This window comes from Rhodococcus sp. NFXS4, from assembly GCF_058139645.1.
Genome location: NZ_CP192221.1, coordinates 1,659,659 through 1,676,226, shown reverse-complemented (window position 1 = coordinate 1,676,226; position 16,568 = coordinate 1,659,659). Strand labels below are relative to the sequence as shown.

General features: G+C 68.0%; 14 protein-coding genes and 1 tRNA gene. 8 read left to right on the top strand and 7 right to left on the bottom strand.

Annotated elements, in window-relative coordinates; genetic code table 11:
• Positions 1 to 28: 28 nt before the first annotated feature.
• From J4E04_RS07850 to J4E04_RS07835, 4 genes are all read right to left on the bottom strand, one after another.
• Positions 29 to 325: a DUF1272 domain-containing protein gene (locus J4E04_RS07850; protein ID WP_490150514.1), complete on the bottom strand. Its 297-nt coding sequence runs from the start codon at positions 323 to 325 to the stop codon at positions 29 to 31.
• 10 nt (positions 326 to 335) lie between these two features.
• A tRNA-Val gene (locus J4E04_RS07845) sits at positions 336 to 407 on the bottom strand.
• 31 nt (positions 408 to 438) lie between these two features.
• Positions 439 to 903, bottom strand: a complete 465-nt coding sequence (locus tag J4E04_RS07840) for a peroxiredoxin (RefSeq protein ID WP_204868236.1) — start codon at positions 901 to 903, stop codon at positions 439 to 441.
• On the bottom strand, positions 903 to 1,325 hold the full coding sequence (locus tag J4E04_RS07835) for a DUF3052 domain-containing protein (RefSeq protein ID WP_027505760.1): 423 nt from the start codon (positions 1,323 to 1,325) through the stop codon (positions 903 to 905). Before J4E04_RS07835 ends, J4E04_RS07840 begins: the two co-directional genes overlap by 1 nt.
• A gap of 370 nt (positions 1,326 to 1,695) precedes the next feature.
• On the opposite strand from J4E04_RS07835, the gene aceE reads away from it, so the two are divergent.
• From aceE to J4E04_RS07805, 6 genes are all read left to right on the top strand, one after another.
• Positions 1,696 to 4,482: a pyruvate dehydrogenase (acetyl-transferring), homodimeric type gene (aceE, locus tag J4E04_RS07830; RefSeq protein WP_490150513.1), complete on the top strand. Its 2,787-nt coding sequence runs from the start codon at positions 1,696 to 1,698 to the stop codon at positions 4,480 to 4,482.
• A 35-nt stretch (positions 4,483 to 4,517) separates the two neighbouring features.
• Positions 4,518 to 5,882: a PucR family transcriptional regulator gene (locus J4E04_RS07825; protein WP_081821256.1), complete on the top strand. Its 1,365-nt coding sequence runs from the start codon at positions 4,518 to 4,520 to the stop codon at positions 5,880 to 5,882.
• A gap of 128 nt (positions 5,883 to 6,010) precedes the next feature.
• Positions 6,011 to 6,928, top strand: a complete 918-nt coding sequence (locus J4E04_RS07820) for an ACP S-malonyltransferase (RefSeq protein WP_222630464.1) — start codon at positions 6,011 to 6,013, stop codon at positions 6,926 to 6,928.
• A gap of 191 nt (positions 6,929 to 7,119) precedes the next feature.
• The gene (acpM, locus tag J4E04_RS07815) at positions 7,120 to 7,431 is read left to right on the top strand and encodes a meromycolate extension acyl carrier protein AcpM (RefSeq protein ID WP_027505756.1); all 312 of its coding nucleotides are present in this window, start codon (positions 7,120 to 7,122) and stop codon (positions 7,429 to 7,431) included.
• Positions 7,432 to 7,439: 8 nt separating this feature from the next.
• Positions 7,440 to 8,690, top strand: a complete 1,251-nt coding sequence (locus J4E04_RS07810) for a KasA/KasB family beta-ketoacyl-ACP synthase (RefSeq protein WP_027505755.1) — start codon at positions 7,440 to 7,442, stop codon at positions 8,688 to 8,690.
• A 130-nt stretch (positions 8,691 to 8,820) separates the two neighbouring features.
• The gene (locus tag J4E04_RS07805) at positions 8,821 to 10,254 is read left to right on the top strand and encodes an acyl-CoA carboxylase subunit beta (protein ID WP_056445733.1); all 1,434 of its coding nucleotides are present in this window, start codon (positions 8,821 to 8,823) and stop codon (positions 10,252 to 10,254) included.
• 68 nt (positions 10,255 to 10,322) lie between these two features.
• Here the strand turns inward: J4E04_RS07805 and J4E04_RS07800 are convergent, their stop codons facing one another.
• Together J4E04_RS07800 and J4E04_RS07795 are read right to left on the bottom strand one after the other, a co-directional pair.
• The gene (locus J4E04_RS07800; RefSeq protein ID WP_027505753.1) at positions 10,323 to 10,826 is read right to left on the bottom strand and encodes a DUF3145 domain-containing protein; all 504 of its coding nucleotides are present in this window, start codon (positions 10,824 to 10,826) and stop codon (positions 10,323 to 10,325) included.
• 147 nt (positions 10,827 to 10,973) lie between these two features.
• Positions 10,974 to 11,801 carry a serine hydrolase domain-containing protein gene (locus tag J4E04_RS07795; RefSeq protein ID WP_490150307.1) on the bottom strand — a complete coding sequence of 276 codons (828 nt, stop codon included), beginning with the start codon at positions 11,799 to 11,801 and terminating at the stop codon, positions 10,974 to 10,976.
• Between the two features lie 71 nt (positions 11,802 to 11,872).
• Here J4E04_RS07795 and J4E04_RS07790 point away from each other — a divergent pair, with 71 nt between their 5' ends.
• On the top strand, positions 11,873 to 14,113 hold the full coding sequence (locus tag J4E04_RS07790; RefSeq protein ID WP_490150306.1) for a molybdopterin-dependent oxidoreductase: 2,241 nt from the start codon (positions 11,873 to 11,875) through the stop codon (positions 14,111 to 14,113).
• Here J4E04_RS07790 and J4E04_RS07785 read toward each other — a convergent pair.
• Positions 14,032 to 15,876 carry a putative bifunctional diguanylate cyclase/phosphodiesterase gene (locus J4E04_RS07785; protein WP_328812607.1) on the bottom strand — a complete coding sequence of 615 codons (1,845 nt, stop codon included), beginning with the start codon at positions 15,874 to 15,876 and terminating at the stop codon, positions 14,032 to 14,034. The genes J4E04_RS07790 and J4E04_RS07785 overlap by 82 nt on opposite strands.
• A gap of 241 nt (positions 15,877 to 16,117) precedes the next feature.
• On the opposite strand from J4E04_RS07785, the gene J4E04_RS07780 reads away from it, so the two are divergent.
• Positions 16,118 to 16,525, top strand: coding sequence for a PAS domain-containing protein (locus tag J4E04_RS07780; RefSeq protein WP_222649309.1), 408 nt, complete (start codon positions 16,118 to 16,120; stop codon positions 16,523 to 16,525).
• The last annotated feature ends 43 nt before the right edge of the window (positions 16,526 to 16,568 follow it).

The window sequence follows — 16,568 nt, the reverse complement described above, 5'->3', positions numbered from 1 at the left end:
CCGGCGGCACCAGCGCACGACAACCCACTCACCGCTCAGTCGGCGGCACACCCTTCACCCGGTCCACGAACTCGTCGAGCTCCGCTTCGGTGTACGGCGTGTGCACTCGCACGGTCGATCCGGGTCGCAGCGCCACCGACAACCCCGGCCGCCATTCGCGAGCCGGTCGAACCGGACGCGGGGCGAAGCCGCCACCGCAGTTGGGGCACACATTCGACAGGCGCGTGACGCAGGCGGTGCAGAAGGTGCACTCGTAGGTGCAGACATGGGCGTCGACGGACGACGGGGGCAGATCCACGTCGCACCGTTCGCAGTTGGGCCGCATGTCCATGATGTGGGCGCAGAGGGGTTCGAACCCCCGACCGCTGGTGTGTAAAACCAGAGCTCTACCGCTGAGCTATACGCCCCGTCGTTCCCCGACCGAGCCGGGGAACGCGCTCAAGAATCTAGCGTGGCGAGGGCCTTCTCCCAAGCCCCCTGGTCACGGGCCTCGCCCGGACCCATCATCTCGGCGAACCGCACCACTCCGGACGTGTCGATGAGGAAGGTTCCGCGGTTGGCGAACCCGAGGTCCTCGTTGAACACGCCGTACTGCTGCGCCACGGCGCCGTGCGGCCAGAAGTCCGACAGGAGCGGGAACGTGTATCCCTGCTCGGCGGACCAGATCTTGTGCGTGGGAGGCGGACCGACCGAGACGGCGAGCACCGCGGTGTCGTCGTTCTCGAACTTCGGCAGCTCGTCGCGCACCCGGCAGAGTTCACCCTGGCACGTGCCGGTGAACGCGAGCGGGAAGAAGATCAGCAGCACGTTCTTGGTGCCGCGATAGTCCGACAGCGTCACGGGCTGGTTGTTCTGGTCCTTCAACGTGAAGTCGGGAGCCTCGACTCCCACCTCGAGCGTCATCAGCGCTTCGTGGGCTGAGCCTTGGGCTGCACCAGCCGACTGCCGATCCACGCACCGAGGTTCGTGGTGGAGGTCTGGGTGAGGCCCGCGGTGGGTGCGGACTCGGCGATCTCGCTGGGCTCGACATGGCCGGATTGGCCTGTCTTGGGAGTGAGGACCCACACGAAACCGTCGTCGGAGAGGGGGGTGATGGCGTCCATGAGGGCGTCGACCAGGTCTCCGTCCCCGTCGCGCCACCACAGCAGCACGACGTCGACCACCTCGTCGGAATCCTCGTCGACGGTCTCGCCGCCGATCATCTCCTCGACGTCGGCCCGCAAGTCGTCGTCGGTGTCCTCGTCCCAACCCAACTCTTGCACGACCATGTCGCGGGTGACTCCGAGCTTCTGGGCATAGTTCTGGGCGTCCGCCGCGGCGACCACGGTCGTGTCCTCCTTCGAGTCGTGAACCCGATCGAGACCGACCGGGCGATACAGCAAAGTGTGCAGTAGTCAAAGCGAACAGGGTCGGGCGCCCCGGCGCAAGCCGACGCGGCGATCTGCGCGTTTTTCCGTTGCATTGATTTCACGCTTACCCAATCGGGAACCACCTGCACCAAGCGGGGTCCGATGGGGCAGGATTGACCTCGATCACCCGAGATTGACCCAGATCACCGTGAAGCTGCACAGCGGGCCGGCGTCACAGGACCGGCTCGCACTGGACCGGGAGCACACCATGCTCCCGCCACATCGAGGAGAACACACGTTGTCGGAATCGACGAAGGAAGAGCGCACCGACGCGGCAGACGCCGCGATGGGCGCTGTCGCCAGGAAGGCGAGCACGGACGGCCGTGTTCGCGTCATCCGAGAGGGGGTGGCGTCGTACCTTCCGGACATCGACAGTGACGAGACCGACGAGTGGATGGAATCCTTCGACCAGCTCCTCGAGCGCTCCGGGCCGCAGCGCGCCCGCTACCTGATGCTGCGCATGCTCGAGCGTGCCGGTGAGAAGCGTGTGTCCATTCCCGCGCTGACGTCGACCGATTACGTCAACACCATCCCCACCGAGAACGAGCCGTGGTTCCCCGGCGACGAGTCCATGGAACGCCGCTACCGCGCTTGGATCCGCTGGAACGCCGCGATCATGGTGCACCGCGCGCAGCGCCCCGGCGTCGGCGTCGGTGGCCACATCTCCACATACGCCTCGTCCGCTGCTCTGTACGAGGTGGGCTTCAACCACTTCTTCCGCGGCAAGGACCACCCGGGCGGCGGTGACCACATCTTCATTCAGGGCCACGCCTCCCCCGGCATCTATGCCCGCGCGTTCCTCGAGGGTCGCATTCCGGCCGAACGCATGGACGGCTTCCGCCAGGAGTACAGCCACGCGGATCAGGGTGGCGGCCTGCCGTCGTACCCGCACCCGCGTCTGATGCAGGACTTCTGGGAGTTCCCGACGGTGTCGATGGGCCTCGGCCCGATGAACGCCATCTACCAGGCGCGCTTCAACCACTACCTCGCCGACCGCGGCATCAAGGACACCACCGATCAGCACGTGTGGGCGTTCCTCGGCGACGGCGAGATGGACGAGCCGGAGTCGCGAGGCCTCGCTCACGTGGCTGCCACCGAGGGTCTGGACAACCTGACCTTCGTCGTCAACTGCAACCTGCAGCGCCTCGACGGCCCGGTGCGCGGCAACGGCAAGATCATCCAGGAACTGGAGTCGTTCTTCCGCGGCGCCGGCTGGAACGTCATCAAGGTCGTGTGGGGCCGCGAGTGGGACACGCTCCTGCACAAGGACCGCGACGGCGCGCTGGTGAACCTGATGAACACCACTCCCGACGGTGACTTCCAGACGTACAAGGCCAACGACGGCAGTTACGTCCGCGACAACTTCTTCGGGCGCGATCCGCGGACCAAGGAACTGGTCAAGGATCTGAGCGACGCCGAGATCTGGAACCTCAAGCGCGGTGGCCACGACTACCGCAAGGTCCACGCCGCGTACGCCGCCGCGATGGAGCACAAGGGCCAGCCGACGGTGATCCTGGCGCACACCATCAAGGGCTACACGCTGGGCAAGCACTTCGAGGGCCGCAACGCGACCCACCAGATGAAGAAGTTGACGCTGGACGACCTGAAGGCGTTCCGCGACATCCAGCACATCCCGATCTCCGACGAGGAGCTCGAGAAGGATCCGTACCTGCCCCCGTATTACCACCCGGGCGAGGACTCCCCCGAGATCCAGTACATGCTCGATCGCCGCAAGGCCCTGGGCGGATACGTCCCGGAGCGTCGCACGTCGGCGAAGCCGCTGCCCATGCCGCCCGACTCGACCTACAAGTCGATCATGAAGGGCTCCGGCAAGCAGGAGGTCGCGACGACCATGGCGCTCGTCCGCGTCATGAAGGAACTTCTTCGCGACAAGGAGATCGGCCATCGCGTCGTGCCGATCATCCCCGACGAGGCCCGCACCTTCGGTATGGACTCGTGGTTCCCGTCGCTCAAGATCTACAACCGCAACGGCCAGCTCTACACCTCGGTCGACTCGGAACTGATGCTCGCCTACAAGGAGAACGTCACCGGCCAGATCCTGCACGAGGGCATCAACGAGGCCGGCTCGACGTCGTCCTTCACGGCCGTCGGCACGTCGTACGCCACTCACGGCGAACCGATGATCCCGCTGTACATCTTCTACTCGATGTTCGGTTTCCAGCGGACCGGCGACGGCCTCTGGGCCGCTGCCGACCAGATGGCCCGCGGCTTCGTGCTCGGCGCCACCGCCGGCCGCACCACCCTCACCGGTGAGGGCCTGCAGCATGCCGACGGACACTCGTTGTTGCTCGCGGCGACCAACCCGGCGGCCGTCGCGTACGACCCGGCGTTCTCGTTCGAGATCGCGCACATCATCAAGGACGGTCTGCGCCGGATGTACGGCGGCACCGAGGGTGTGGAGGGATTCGGTGGAGAGAACATCTTCTACTACATCACTCTGTACAACGAGCCGTACCGCCAGCCGGCGGAGCCGGAGAACCTCGACGTCGAGGGTCTGCTGAAGGGCATCTACCTGTTCCAGAAGGGCAAGGCCGACGGCCCGAAGGCGCAGATCCTGGTCTCCGGTGTGGGCATGCCGTCCGGGCTGCGTGCGCAGGAACTCCTCGCCGAGGACTACGGCGTGTCCGCGGACGTCTGGTCGGTGACCAGCTGGGGCGAACTCCGCCGCGACGGTGTCGACGCCGAGACCGAGGCCCTGCGCAACCCCGGCGACGAGCCGCGCGTCCCGTACGTCACCAGCAAGCTGCAGGAGGCGGAGGGACCCTTCGTCGCCGCGTCGGACTGGATGCGTGCTGTCCCGGATCAGATCCGTCAGTGGGTTCCCGGCCACTACACGACGCTGGGCACCGACGGGTTCGGTTTCTCCGACACCCGCACCGCGGCACGGCGGCACTTCAACGTCGACGCCGAGTCGATCGTCGTCGCCGTGCTGTCCGCGCTCGCCCGCTCGGGTGAGGTGGACAAGGACAAGGCCGTCGAGGCAACCGAGCGCTACCAGATCGACGACGTCCTGGCCGCTCCGATCTCCACGGCCGATCCGGGCGTCGCCTGACAGTTGCACCAGGCACGCCGCGTAAGTTCGTGGCCATGGCCGACATCGCTCCCGATTCCCCCGACGGTTCGCCGGAGGGGGAATCGGAGCGTGTCCGGGAACGCCGCGAGCTCCGCCGCGCCGCCGCGGAGGCCCACCGACCCGGTGGCGCGATCCGCGCGAGACAACAACGAGTCCCGCTTCCCGATGCACTGCTGCGACGGGTGAAGCAGTTCTCCAGCAGGCTCTCCACCGAGGCGCTGACACAGATGCAGGATCAGCTGCCGTTCGTGAGCGACCTCGATGCGTCGCAGCGCGCGAGTGTGCAGATGCTCGTGCAGACGGCCGTCGTCAACTTCCTCGAGTGGTTGCAGAACCCCGACAGCGACATTCGCTTCAGTCTCGACGCGTTCCAGGTCATCCCGCAGGATCTGGCGCGGCGCCTGACTCTGCGGCAGACCGTCGACATGGTCCGGGTCGCCATGGAGTTCTTCGAGCAGTGGCTCCCGGCCCTGGCGCGCAACGATCAGCAACTCGTCGCGCTCACGGAAGCAGTGCTGCGCTACGGGCGCGAGCTGGGATTCGCCGCCGCGTCGGTGTACGCGAGCGCGGCCGAGTCGCGTGGCGCGTGGGACACCCGGCTCGAGGCCCTCGTGGTGGACGCCGTCGTCCGCGGCGACACGGGCTCGGACATGCTCTCGCGCGCCGCGACCCTCAACTGGGACGCGACCGCGCCGGCCACCGTGCTCGTCGGATCGCCTCCACCGGATCAGGGCGTCTCCGTCGTCGGGACCGTGCACACGGTGGCGCAGCGCCACCATCGCGCCGCGCTCGCCGTGGTGCAGGGCACGCGTCTGGTCATGGTGGTCTCCGGTCATCTCTCCGGCGACCCGACCAGTGCCGCCTTCCTCGACGACCTCATGCGCAACTTCTCCGACACCCCGGTGGTCATCGGCCCGACGACCCGCACCCTCGGCGCCGCGCACTCGAGTGCCGTGGAGGCGTTCGCGGGGATGCAGGCGGTGGTCGGATGGCGGGGAGCACCGCGGCCGGTGCACGCGGGTGAACTACTGCCGGAACGAGCGTTGCTGGGCGATCAGGCGGCGGTCACGTCGCTCAACGAGCTCATCGTCCAGCCGCTCCAGGCTGCCGGATCGGCACTCTCGGACACGCTCGATGCGTATCTCGATTGCGGCGGAGCGGTCGAGACGTGTGCCAGGTCACTGTTTGTTCATCCAAATACTGTGCGATATCGGCTCAAGCGAATCGCGGAGGTGACTGGTCGGGATCCCACCAATGCCCGGGATGCGTACGTCCTGAGAATCGCGGCAACAGTGGGTCGCCTGTCGCAATCCCATAACGAAAGCCCATCACCGATAACAACAGTCACAGCCGGAACATTTGGGAATCTCATACAGTAACGGATCTTGCGCCAGGAGCGATGCGACCCATCCTGCAGGGCGTTTGTAGGGTTCTGACAAATACGACCGACAAGGTTCATCGCGTAGAACATCTCCTGAAACGGCCTTCACAGTGTTTTCTTAGTTCCGTGATTGCAGTGCTTTCGCCCGGACAGGGCTCTCAGACACCCGGCATGCTCGTGCCGTGGCTCGGACTCCCCGGGGCCGCGGATCGTCTCGCCCTCTGGTCGCAGGCGTCGGGCCTCGACCTGACGCGGCTCGGAACCACCGCCACGGCGGAGGAGATCACCGACACCGCCGTGACCCAGCCGCTCGTCGTGGCCGCTGCGCTCCTCGCCTTCGAGGAGATCGAGCGCACGCACGGACTGCCGGAGAACATGGTCGTCGCCGGCCACTCCGTCGGTGAACTCGCCGCAGCCGCCGTCGCGGGCGTCATCTCCGCCGACGACGCCGTCGCTCTCGCCGCGATCCGCGGCGCCGAGATGGCCAAGGCCTGCGCACTGGCTCCGACCGGCATGTCCGCCGTGCTCGGTGGCGACGAGGACGCGGTCCTCGAGCGTCTGACCGAGCTCGGCCTCGAGGCCGCCAACCGGAACGCCGCCGGCCAGATCGTGGCCGCCGGTCTCCTCACCGACCTCGCCGAGCTCGCCGCGAACCCGCCCGAGAAGGCGCGCATTCGCCCGCTGCCCGTCGCCGGCGCGTTCCACACGCGCTTCATGGCACCCGCGCAGGACGCCGTGGTCGCCGCAGCTGCCTCCATCACGCCGTCCGAGCCGACGCGTCGCCTGCTCTCCAACCTCGACGGCCGCGAGGTCACCTCCGGCGCGGACGCACTGGCCAAGCTCGCAGGCCAGGTCACCCGGCCCGTCCGGTGGGATCTGTGCACCGCGACGCTGCGCGCGGCCGAGGTCGCCTCGATCGTCGAGCTCCCGCCGGCCGGCACCCTCGTCGGGATCGCCAAGCGCGAGATGCGCGGCACCCCGACGGTCGCCCTCAAGACTCCGGAGGACGTCTCCGGCCTCACCGCCCCGGTATCGGTCGGTTAGGTTACTGCGCGCAACCCCGCCGGTCCGTCACGGACCGGGCCGGGGATGCGCATCGCTCACCGCACGTCGTGAGGTGAGCGGGGCCGGTACGTAGCCGGCCCGACTCGAGAACGAGCGTTCGTCGAGACAGCATCCGCACCGGCGCACAGTCGCGTCGTGTGCACAGTTCCTTACACGAAGGGAGCCACTCCGTGGCCACGCAGGAAGAACTCATCGCCGGACTCGCCGAGATCATCGAAGAGGTCACCGGCATCGAGCCGTCCGAGGTGACCGTCGAGAAGTCGTTCGTCGACGACCTGGACATCGACTCCCTCTCCATGGTCGAGATCGCAGTGCAGACCGAGGACAAGTACGGCGTCAAGATCCCCGACGAGGATCTCGCCAGCCTCCGCACCGTCGGCGACGCCGTGAACTACATCCAGAAGCTCGAAGCCGAGAACCCCGAGGCCGCCGAGGCCATCAAGGCGAAGCTCGACAACCAGAGCGACTCCGCAGGCGAGTGAGCACGACCGTGACCACGCCCAGCACAGCCAACGGGGGCTTCCGCAACGTCGTCGTGACCAGCCTGGCGGTGACCACCTCCATCGCCGGTGACGTCGACGCGACGTGGAAGGGACTGCTGAACGGGGAGAGCGGCATCGACGTGCTCGAGGACGATTTCGTCACCGAGTTCGACCTTCCGGTTCGCATCGGCGGCCATCTGGCCGTCAATCCATCGACTCTTCTCTCTCGCGTCGAGCAACGACGCATGAGCTACGTCGAGCAGATGGCATACGTCCTGGGCAAGGAGGTGTGGAAGAACGCCGGCAGCCCCGAGGTCGACTCGGAGCGGTTCGGCGTCTCGATCGGCACCGGCCTGGGCGGCGGAGACGCACTGCTCGACGCCGACAAGAAGATGCGCGAGGGCGGGTACCGCAAGGTGTCCCCGCTCGCCGTGCAGATGATCATGCCGAACGGACCGTCGGCTGTCGTGGGGCTCGACCTGGGTGCACGCGCCGGTGTCATCACACCGGTGTCGGCATGCTCGTCGGGATCGGAAGCGATCGCTCACGCATGGCGGATGATCGTCATGGGCGACGCGGACATCATGGTCACGGGTGGGGTCGAGGGACACATCGACGCGGTACCGATCGCGGCCTTCTCGATGATGCGTGCCATGAGCACACGTAACGACGATCCGCAGGCGGCCTCGCGGCCGTTCGACAAGGATCGTGACGGCTTCGTCTTCGGCGAGTCCGGTGCGCTCATGGTGATCGAGAGCGAGGAGCACGCCAAGGCTCGCGGCGCGACGATCCATGCTCGCCTTCTCGGCGCCGGCATCACCTCGGACGGGTACCACCTGGTGGCTCCCGATCCGGCCGGAACCGGTGCGGCGCGTGCGATGCGCCGGGCCATCGAGACGGCGGGACTGACGGCGCAGGACATCTCGCACGTCAACGCCCACGCCACGGCCACTCCCATCGGGGACACGGCCGAGGCCACCGCGATCAACGCTGCGGTGGGCAACCACGCATCGGTGTACGCACCGAAGTCGGCCCTCGGGCACTCCATCGGCGCTGTCGGCGCCCTGGAGTCGATCCTGACAGTGCTCAGCATCCGGGACGGGATCGTTCCGCCCACGCTGAACCTGGACAACCAGGATCCGGAGATCGACCTCGACGTCGTGTCGGGCGAGGCCCGTCGCGGCGAGATCGAATACGCACTGAACAACTCGTTCGGATTCGGTGGGCACAATGTTGCGCTCGCCTTCGGACGCCACTGACGGCTCCGCAGCCGTCACGGCGTGACAGTCGTACGCGCACGAGGGCGGAGGTCCGGCGACCGCGGTCGCCGGATCTTCGCCCGCACCACCACTCCCCTGCCGGGAGCGGCAGTATGAAGGGGAGAACACGATGACCGTCCTCGCTCCGCACACCCGCCACTCCTCGTCGCGTGACCCGCGCGACCCCCTCGCTCGTCTCGAGAAGCTCTTCGACTCCGGTACGACCACCCCGCTGCACGACCGTGACAAGTCCGGTGTGCTGGCCGCCTCGGGTGAGATCGACGGAGTCCGCACCATCGCCTACTGCTCCGACGCCACCGTCATGGGCGGCGCCATGGGAGTCGACGGCTGCAAGCACATCGTCTCCGCCATCGACGAGGCCCTGGACTCCGGAGCGCCCATCGTCGGCATCTGGCACTCCGGTGGGGCCCGTCTCGCCGAGGGCGTCGAGGCTCTGCACGCCGTCGGGCTGGTCTTCGAGGCCATGGTGCGTGCGTCGGGCACCGTTCCGCAGATCTCGGTCGTGCTCGGATTCGCCGCCGGCGGCGCCGCGTACGGCCCCGCGCTCACCGACGTCGTGATCATGGCCCCCGAGGGCCGGGTCTTCGTGACCGGTCCCGACGTGGTGCGCAGCGTCACCGGCGAGCAGGTCGACATGGCCTCGCTCGGTGGGCCCGACACCCACTTCCGCAAGTCCGGCGTCTGCCACATCGTCGCCGACGACGAACTCGACGCCCTCGCACGGGGACGTCGGCTCGTGTCGATGTTCAGTGAGCAGGGCGAGTTCGACCTGGCCGCCGCCCAGCACGGCGACACCGATCTCAAGGCACTCCTGCCCGCGTCGAACCGCCGCGCGTACGACGTGCACCCGGTCATCAACGAGCTTCTCGACAACGTCGAGGGCGAGTCGTCCTTCGAGGAGTTCCAGGGTGGTTGGGCGCGCAGCATCGTCACCGGGCTCGGCCGCCTCGGCGGTCGCTCGGTCGGTGTCATCGCCAACAACCCGATCCGCCTCGGTGGGTGCCTCAACTCCGAGTCCGCCGAGAAGGCCGCCCGCTTCGTCCGCCTGTGCGATGCCTTCGGCATCCCGCTCGTCGTCGTCGTGGACGTCCCGGGATACCTCCCGGGCGTCAGCATGGAGTGGGAGGGCGTGGTCCGCCGCGGCGCCAAACTGCTGCACGCGTTCGCCGAGGCCACCGTGCCCCGCGTGACACTGGTGACCCGCAAGATCTACGGCGGCGCATACATCGCGATGAACTCACGGGCTCTCGGAGCAACGGCCGTCTACGCCTGGCCGGAGTCCGAGGTCGCGGTCATGGGCGCCAAGGCGGCCGTGGGCATCCTGCACAAGAAGGCACTGGCAGCGGCGCCCGATCACGAGCGCGAGGCGCTGCACGACCGTCTGACGGCCGAGCACGAGGCCATCGCCGGTGGTGTCGAGCGGGCCGTGGGCATCGGCGTCGTGGACGCGATCATCGATCCGGCCGCCACCCGCAGCACTCTCACCCGCGCGCTGGCGGACGCCCCGGCGCGCCGTGGTCGCCACAAGAACATCCCGCTCTGAGTGGCGTCGCCCCGTGAGCCTTTTGCGCATCCCTGGATGCGCAAAAGGCTCACGGGGCCGGAGGCCCACTAACTCGCGAGCCAGGTGACCTCGCCGCCGACTCCACCGAGACGGAACTGTTCGAGCTCCGCGTCCCAGGCGGTACCGAGAACGTGATCCAGCTGCGCGTACACGTCGCCGCGTCCCTGTTCGAGGATCGACCGCAGCCGCTGCTCGCCCACCATGACGTCGCCGTTGGCACTGGTGGCGCCGTGCCACAGGCCGAGGCCGGGCACGTGCGCGAAGCGTTCACCGTCGACACCCTCACTGGGGTCCTCGGTGACCTCGAAACGCAGCATCTGCCATGAGCGCAGCACGCTGGCCAACCGGGCGCCGGTGCCCACGGGGCCGGTCCAGTTGGTGGTGGCCCGCAGTTGACCGTCGAATGCGGGCTGCGCGGTCCACTTGAGATTTGCTCGGCAGTCGAGCGCATCGGACAGCGCCCATTCGACATGCGGGCACAGCGCGGCCGGCGACGAGTGAATGTAGACGACACCCGTGGTCGAGTCCGCGAATTGGTTCAGTGCGTTCACCGTTGCCTCCAGCTTCGACGAGGGACGTCTTCCCCAACGGCCTGACGCGTCTGCTGATGTACGGCTTCTACCAGTGTGCCTCGAGTTACCCCTGTTACACCAGTCGTTCGGTGTGTCGGGTGGGTTCCGGCGGCGTGTCGCGGCGGGTCACACGCCCGCGAGCACCGTGTCACCCAACGCGGTCCACAACGGCTTGGCCCAGTCCCCGAAGGCGCGGTCGGCGAGCACGACGCACGAGACGCGGGCTTCGGGGTCCACCCAGAGGAACGTTCCCGACTGCCCGAAGTGCCCGAACGTGCGCGCCGAGTTCGTCTCCCCCGTCCAGTGCGGCGACTTGTGGTCACGGAGCTCGAAGCCCAGACCCCAGTCGTTGGGTCGCTGCGACCCGTACCCGGGGAGGATGCCTCCGAGTCCCTCGAACTGCACGCTCGTCGCCTCGTCGACGGTCTGGCGGGAGACGAGCGTCGGTGCGAGCAGTTCTGCCGCGAACGCCTCCATGTCGCAGAGATTGGAGCGGGCTCCGTGGCCGGCCGACCCGTGCAGCTCGGTCGAGGTCATACCCAACGGTTCGAGCACGGCGGCGGACAGGTACTCCCCGAACTCGATGCCGGAACGCTCGGTCACGTGCTCCGCCAGGATCTCGAAGCCGGCGCTCGAGTAGATGCGCTTCGTCCCCGGCGCCGTGGTGGGCCGTCGATCGTCGAACGCGACTCCCGAGGTGTGGGCGAGAAGGTGTCGGACGGTGGATCCTTCGGGTCCCGCCGCCTCGTCGAGCTCGACGGCACCCTCCTCCACCGCGACGAGCGCCGCGTAGGCGACGAGGAGCTTGGTGACCGAGGCCAGTTCCTGCACGCGGTCCCGATCACCGTGCTGCGCGGCCACGTCGGGACCGTCGGTGATCACCGCGGCCGACACCGCCGGGACCGGCCAGTCGGTGAGTGAGGACAGAATCTCGGATGCGTTGCCGGTGACCACGAGCCCGACTGTAATTCACACTCGTCACAGAATCTCGATGCGTCCGGGTACACGCGACTAGCGTGCGTGGAATGACCTCGGCTGGAACCACCCGCACCGCCCACGGCACCTGCACCCTCTGCGAGGCCATGTGCGGACTCGAGTACACGGTGACCGACGAGGGTGTGCAGTCCGTCCGCGGGGACAAGAAGGATCCGTTGTCCCGCGGACACATCTGCCCCAAGGCGACCGCGCTCGTCGACATCCTGAACGACCCCGACCGTGTCCGCCGACCGCTGCAGCGCACCGAGTCGGGGTGGCGCGAGATCGGGTGGGACGAGGCGGTGGACCTCGTGGCACGACGCCTGTCCGCCATCCGTGACGAGCACGGCGCCGACGCCGTGGGTGTCTACGCGGGCAACCCCAACGTGCACAGTCTCGGCGCCATGACCCACGGCATCCCGTTCCTGTCGATGCTGCGCACCCGCAACCGGTACTCCGCCACGTCGCTGGACCAGTTGCCGCACCAGCTGACCAACATGTTGTTCTACGGGCATCAGCTCCGTCAGCCGATCGCCGACATCGACAACACCGACTTCTTCCTCGTCCTGGGCGCCAACCCGATGGCGTCGAACGGATCCATGATGACGGTGCCCGATTTCGGAAAGCGGGTGAAGGAACTGCGCGCACGGGGCGGGCGCATGGTGGTGATCGACCCGAGGCGCACCGAGACGGCGGACGTCGCCGACACCCACCACTTCATCCGTCCCGGCACGGATGCGCATCTGCTGCTGGCGCTCGTTCACGTCGTCCTGGCCGACGGCGCCGCAACCCCCGCCCCGTACGTCGACGGCGTCGAGGGTGTGACCGAGGCGGTGGCGGCGTTCACGCCCGAGGCCGTGGCACCCCTCACCGGTATCGACGCCGACGTGATCCGCACGCTGGCACGCGATCTCGTGAGCGCCGGATCGGCCGCGGTCTACGGCCGGATGGGTGTCTCCACCCAGGAGTTCGGCACCGTGTGCCAGTGGGCAGTGCACGTCCTGAACATCCTGACCGGCAATCTCGACCGGGTCGGCGGCGTGCTGTTCACCGATCCGGCCGTCGACCTGATCGCGAACAAGATCACCGGCCGCGGTCATTTCGACAAGTGGCGCAGCCGGGTGCGGGATCTGCCCGAGTTCAGTGGCGAGCTCCCGGCGTCGACCCTCGTGGACGAGATGACCACCGACGGGCCCGGGCGCGTCCGCGCCATGGTGGTGGCGTCGGGCAACCCGGTGCTGTCGATGCCGGGCGGCCCCCGGCTCGACGACGCGTTCGCCGGGCTCGATTTCATGGTGTCCTTCGACATCTACGTCAACGAGACCTCACGCCACGCCGACATCATCCTGCCGTCCACGGTGGCCCTCGAGCGGGACCACTACGACCTGATCTTCTCGACGTTCGCGGTGCGGAACACCGCCAAGTTCAATCCGGCCGTCCTGCCGAAAGAGGCCGACGCGCGCCACGACTGGGAGATCTTCCGCGATCTGAGTCTGCGCTACGCCGCCGTCCGCCGCCGCGGAACGCGTGCGCGGACCCTGGGTCGGGTGAACGCCGCGGCCGTGGTCCGTGAGGTGCGCACTCGGCTGTCCCCCGCCCGAACGGTCGAACTCCTGCTGCTGCGCGCTCGCGGGGTCACTCTGCGGACACTTCGGAAGAACCCGCACGGCACCGACCTCGGTCCGCTGCGTCCCGGTCTGCCGGGCAAGCTGCTCACCCGCGATCGGCGTATCGGTCTGATGCACGACGTGATCACCCCGGACATCGACAGACTGCGGAGCGCTCTACTCGCCGCGACGCCGTCCGTGGACGGCGAACTGCTCCTGATCGGGCGCCGCCACGTTCGCAGCAACAACTCGTGGATGCACAACGCGCCGCGTCTCGTGAAGGGCAAGCCGCGCCACGGTCTGCTGGCACATCCCGCCGATCTCGACCGTCTCGGCATCGCCGACGGGGACACCGTCGAGGTCGTGTCCGCCGCCGGCTCCGTGCGCATCGAGGTGACGGCGAGCGACTCGGTGATGCCCGGCGTCGTGAGCATCCCGCACGGTTTCGGGCATGACCGCGACGGTGTGCGACTGACGGTGGCCCGCGACGTCCGCGGACCGAGCGTCAACGACCTCACCGATCCGGACCGCGTCGAGGGCGTCGCGGGAAATGCCGTCCTCAACGGTGTCCCGGTGACGCTCCGGCTCGTCAGGACCGACGATCAGGACACGTCGAGCAGCCGGGTCCCGTCGACGAGCAGCGAGCGGAGGGTGGGTTCGTCGACGGGCGGACAGATGGCGTGACCCTGCGCGCGGTGGCAGCCCAGCTCGACCAGAGTGCGCGCCGCCGCGGACGTCTCGACTCCGTTGGCGACGACGTCGAGCCGGAGTGACCGAGCAAGTCCGATCATGACCGAGACGAGCGCACGATCGTCGCCGTCCACGCCGAGCCCGTCGGTGAAGTGCCTGTCGATCTTGAGCACGTCGAGCGGCAACCTCTTGAGATGCAGCAGTGACGAGTAGCCGACACCGAAGTGGTCGATGGCCGTCCTGATTCCCCTGTCGCGCAGGGAGGTGAGGGCTGCGCCCGATCGCGCCACCGAATCCACCACCGCGACCTCGGACAGCTCCAGGCAGAAGCAGGCCGGGTCGATCCCGTGGGTCCGCAGGACGTCCGCCACCTCCTGCGCGAAGTCGCGCACGGCGAGGTGGACCGGTGAGATGTTCACGCGCAGAACCAGGTCGGTGCGACCCGTGGCGTCCCGCCAGCTCACATACGCCCGGCACGCCGCATCGATGACCCAGCGCCCGAGTTCCGGGGCGAGGTTCGCCGCGTCGGCGATGGGCACGAACACGTCGGGCCCGAGCATGCCGCGGGTCGGATGCGGCCAGCGGACGAGAGCTTCCACTGCGGTGATCTCACCGGAACGCAGGTCCACCTCGGGTTGGAAGTGCAGCACCAACCGGTCGTGAGAGATGGCATGGCCCAGCGTCAGCTCGACGTCGGTCCGCAGGTCGTTGGTCGCCGCGATCTCGTCCGAGTAGAGGACGACGCCGTTGCCACCCGACGACTTCACGTGCAGCGCCGCCTGATCCGCCCGGCGCAGCATCTCCGACGGATCCGCGGTTCCCACGGCCACGCCGATACTTGCGGTGCGGGTCACCCTGTCGTCCCCCACCACCATCGGCTCGGCGACCACCGACCGGACCATCTCCGCACGCTCCGCACCGTCCTCGGCCGTGGGCGCACCACCGAGGACGACGACGAACTCGTCCCCGCCGAGCCTCGCCACCACGTCCCCCTCCGGCAGTCGGCGGCGGATGCGGTCCGCGACGGTGCGCAGGAACTCGTCACCCATGCGATGGCCGAGGAAGTCGTTGAGAGCGGCCAGCCGGTCGATGTCCACGAACAGCACGCCCACCGCGGTGCCGTCGCCGGCGCGCCCGTCGAGCAGCTCGGTCAGCCCGTGACGGTTCATCAGCCCGGTCAGTTCGTCGATCATCGCGGTGTGGCGCAGTTCGTTCTCCGCGGCCACGCGCCTCTGCACCTGAGCGAGCATCGCTCCGACCGCAGTGACGGCCTCGAGCTCCTCCGCGGTCCACTGGCGGTCGGCGAATCGAACGAAACCCAGGACGCCCAGGGTGCGGCCGTCGCCTACCAGGGGTACCGCGACCATCGTGGTCGCCGGAACCCCTGATGCGTCCTTCACCCGGTCGCGGTAGTTCTCGGGCTGATCGCTCGGCCTGTAGATCTCGACCTCGGTCTGGCTGCGCGACCGGGCGAACACGGGATCCGCTCTGTCGAAGTACACGACGCCCAACGGATCCGGGTCGGGAACGACGGGCCGCGGGGGCCACTCCGCGACGAGAATAGACGCGTCGATGCGCTCGTCGTTGTGCCGGAGAAAGCACGTGTCCATCCCGAAATCGGTGGACAGGTCTCGGAGCAGCGCCCGGTACGCCTCGACGACGTTCGCGGAGTCGGCACCGAGCAACCGCGTCGCCAACTCGGACACGAGCGTGTTGAGGGGCCGCCGGACACTCGTCCGACCTTCCATCCCATCCATGACTTCTCCTGAAATCCCCTGATCGGCCCGATGCCCCCGCACGGCCGTCACCACCCCACCCGGTCGATGCAGCGTGTCGTACTCGCAGCTCGAGGCATCTTCCGCGCATTCTGATCAACATCTGATCCGAAAATGCAGTGACCTGCAACTCATGACATCACACATAAAAACCGACTCTTTACCGGTTTCGCCTCAGTTGCACCGTGGCAGAACCGTAAGTCACTGTGCCACTATCGGTCCCATGTCGGACCTGGTATCGATGAATACGACAGCGAGCCCGGTCACGGCTGCCCCTGACCTCTCGTCCCTGTACTACCGAGTCGTGCGGTCCGACCGGGCGACGACGCTGCACGACGGCTCCGGCGCTCTCGCGTTCTACAACTCCGCGTGCAGCAACCTGCTCGGCTACGACTCGGGCGAGCTCGCGCTGCTCGGATCGTCCGCAGTGCTCCATCCTGCCGACACCGAGGCCCTCGCCGATGCGACCGCGCGGGCGTATGCCGCCCTCGACGGCTCGGCCGACGCTCGGCTCCGGCTGGTCCACAAGGACGGTGGGGCCGTCGAGGTGGATCTCGAACTCTCCCGGGTACAGGTCGGGGACCGTCGATACCTGCTCGTCGAGTCGACACCGGTCGCCCCCGCGGCCTGACTCGCCGAGCCGGAGGCACGACCGCTGAACCCCGGTGGACGAC

Coding starts and splice junctions, on each gene's coding strand:
- J4E04_RS07825 (WP_081821256.1), top strand. CDS start 4,518: ATGGCCGACATCGCTCCCGATTCCCCCGACGGTTCGCCGGAGGGGGAA.
- J4E04_RS07790 (WP_490150306.1), top strand. CDS start 11,873: ATGACCTCGGCTGGAACCACCCGCACCGCCCACGGCACCTGCACCCTC.
- J4E04_RS07780 (WP_222649309.1), top strand. CDS start 16,118: ATGTCGGACCTGGTATCGATGAATACGACAGCGAGCCCGGTCACGGCT.
- J4E04_RS07840 (WP_204868236.1), bottom strand. CDS start 903: ATGACGCTCGAGGTGGGAGTCGAGGCTCCCGACTTCACGTTGAAGGAC.
- J4E04_RS07805 (WP_056445733.1), top strand. CDS start 8,821: ATGACCGTCCTCGCTCCGCACACCCGCCACTCCTCGTCGCGTGACCCG.
- J4E04_RS07850 (WP_490150514.1), bottom strand. CDS start 325: ATGCGGCCCAACTGCGAACGGTGCGACGTGGATCTGCCCCCGTCGTCC.
- aceE (WP_490150513.1), top strand. CDS start 1,696: ATGGGCGCTGTCGCCAGGAAGGCGAGCACGGACGGCCGTGTTCGCGTC.
- J4E04_RS07785 (WP_328812607.1), bottom strand. CDS start 15,876: ATGGATGGGATGGAAGGTCGGACGAGTGTCCGGCGGCCCCTCAACACG.